Genomic DNA, 2,090 nt, shown 5'->3' with positions numbered 1-2,090 from the left:
ACCGGCTCGCTGGACGCGCTCGTGGCCCGGGTCTCGCGCGCCCGTCTCGAGGATGCCCGGGATGGCGCGCAGGACGAGCGAGAACGCCAGCGCCACCCGCTCCGGCCGGACGCCGAGCCGGCGGAACGGCCGCAGCCCACGCTCGACCGCGGTGAGGACGTCGTCCACCGGCGTCGTCGCGGTGAAGACGAGTGCGGCCAGCACCAGGGCCAGCAGGTCGCCGACCACGTGCACCGCGACCGGCCAGCCGCGCTGCCAGACCTGGAAGCCGCCGACGACGACCGCCACGACGAGCAGGCCGCGCACCTGACGCAGCGTCCGGCGCGGACGCATCCCGGCGACGACGGTCAGCAGCACCGAGCAGGCCAGCAGGACGAGCGCGCTCACCGGCCCGCGCAGCGTGACCGCCACCGCGCCGTACGCCACGAGCAGCCCCAGCTTGGGGCCGGCCGGCAGCCGGTGCAGCACCGAGCGTCCGGGCCGGTACGCGCCCAGCAGGTCGCTCACGACGCGACCAGCTCGCGGTAGAGCGCCACGGCGTCGCCCGCCGGTCCGTCGAAGACGACGCGGGCGGCGTCGACGACCAGCGCCCGGTCGCACCGCGCCGCCAGCTCGAGGTCGTGGGTGATCAGGACGAGCTGCTGGCGCAGCGACAGCAGCCGGTCGCCCACCAGGCGCGTGTTGCGCAGGTCCAGCAGCGTCGTCGGCTCGTCCGCGACGAGGACGTCCGGGTCCGTGGCCAGCACACCGGCCAGCGCGAGCATCTGCTTCTGCCCGCCCGACAGCGCGTGCACGCTCGTGTCGGCCCTGTCCCGCAGACCCACGGACGCCAGCACCTCCAGCGCGCGGGACCGGCGCTCCGCCTTGTCGCGCACGGAGCGACGCAGCGACAGGGCCACGTCCTCCAGGCAGGTCGGCATGACGAGCTGGGCGTCGGGGTTGGTGAACACGAACCCGACCCGGCGGCGCACGGCCGGTCCGTCCTGGACCGTGTCGAGGCCGCCGACCCGGACGTTCCCGGACGACGGCTCGACGAGCCCGTTGAGCAGCCGGGCGAGCGTCGACTTGCCCGACCCGTTGCCGCCGATCACCGCGACCCGGCGCTCGGCCAGCGTCAGCGTCGTGGGCTGGAGGACGACGAGCGGGCCGTCGGACGTCTCGACGGTGACGGCGGCCTGGTCGAGCTCGATCACGTCCGTACGGTACGCGTCAGCGCCGGGCGAGCTGCGGGAAGGCGCGGAGCACCGACGCGGCCACGATCGCGGCGAGGACGCCCTTGGCGACGTCCGCGACGAAGAACGGCGTGGCGAAGCCCCAGGCCACGGACGCCGAGACGTCCAGCGCCCGCATCATGCCCAGCGTGCCGAGGGTGCCCACCACCGCGACCGTGGCGACGGCCGCAGCCAGGGAGACCGCGACGACGAACGTCGCCGTGCCGCGCCGGGCGACGCGCGAGGCGACGAGGCCGACCAGGGCCGCGGCGAGCGGGAACGCGAGCAGGTAGCCGCCGGTCGGGCCGGCCCAGACGGACGGCCCGCGTGGCCCTGGGTGAAGACCGGCAGGCCGGCGGTGCCGACGACGAGGTAGAGCGCCACGGCCAGGAACCCGCGGCGAGCGCCCAGGACCGAGCCGGCCAGGAAGACGCCGAACATCTGCAGCGTGAAGGGCACGTTGGCGACGCCGTTGATGGCGGGCAGGATCGCGCAGACCGCGATGAGCGCCGCGAAGGTCGCGACCAGCGCGAGGTCGGTGGTGCTGCTGGTGCGGCGGCGGGCGGACACGGTGCTCATGCTGCTCCTGTCGGGTGGACACGCACCTGAACGGCGTTCAGGTGAACGGCGTTCAGGTTAGGCTGGGCCCCGCCCGCTGTCAACGAAGGGGAGTCGCGTGCGCCATCGCCGGTCCGACGTCGTCCAGGCGGCCCTGCGCGTGCTGGACGCGCACGGGCTCGGCGACCTGTCCATGCGCCGCCTCGCCGCCGAGCTCGACGTCCGGCCCAGCGCGCTCTACCACCACGTGTCCAGCAAGCAGGAGCTCCTGGCCGCCGTCGCGGCCGAGGTCGTCGCGCGCAGCCGGACCCCGGTCGCGGC

General features: G+C 75.2%; 3 protein-coding genes and 1 pseudogene. 1 reads left to right on the top strand and 3 read right to left on the bottom strand.

What is annotated here, in order from left to right; translation table 11 throughout:
• From AC2W7G_RS14585 to AC2W7G_RS14575, 3 genes and pseudogenes are all read right to left on the bottom strand, one after another.
• Window positions 1-507: CbiQ family ECF transporter T component (locus tag AC2W7G_RS14585; protein WP_485869074.1), on the bottom strand; the 507-nt coding region annotated here is incomplete at its 3' end.
• Complete coding sequence (locus tag AC2W7G_RS14580) at window positions 504-1,193, bottom strand: energy-coupling factor ABC transporter ATP-binding protein (RefSeq protein WP_485869073.1); 690 nt, start codon at window positions 1,191-1,193, stop codon at window positions 504-506. The genes AC2W7G_RS14585 and AC2W7G_RS14580, both read right to left, overlap by 4 nt.
• 16 nt (window positions 1,194-1,209) lie before the next feature.
• A pseudogene (locus AC2W7G_RS14575) lies at window positions 1,210-1,652 on the bottom strand (biotin transporter BioY).
• A 235-nt stretch (window positions 1,653-1,887) separates the two neighbouring features.
• Between AC2W7G_RS14575 and AC2W7G_RS14570 the strand changes: the two are divergent.
• Window positions 1,888-2,090: helix-turn-helix domain-containing protein (locus AC2W7G_RS14570; protein WP_485869072.1), on the top strand; the 203-nt coding region annotated here is incomplete at its 3' end.

Source organism: Aeromicrobium sp. PFPM2_SD2 (assembly GCF_057364525.1).
Note: the sequence above shows the minus strand (reverse complement) of the source record. Positions and strands in the feature narration are given on the sequence as shown.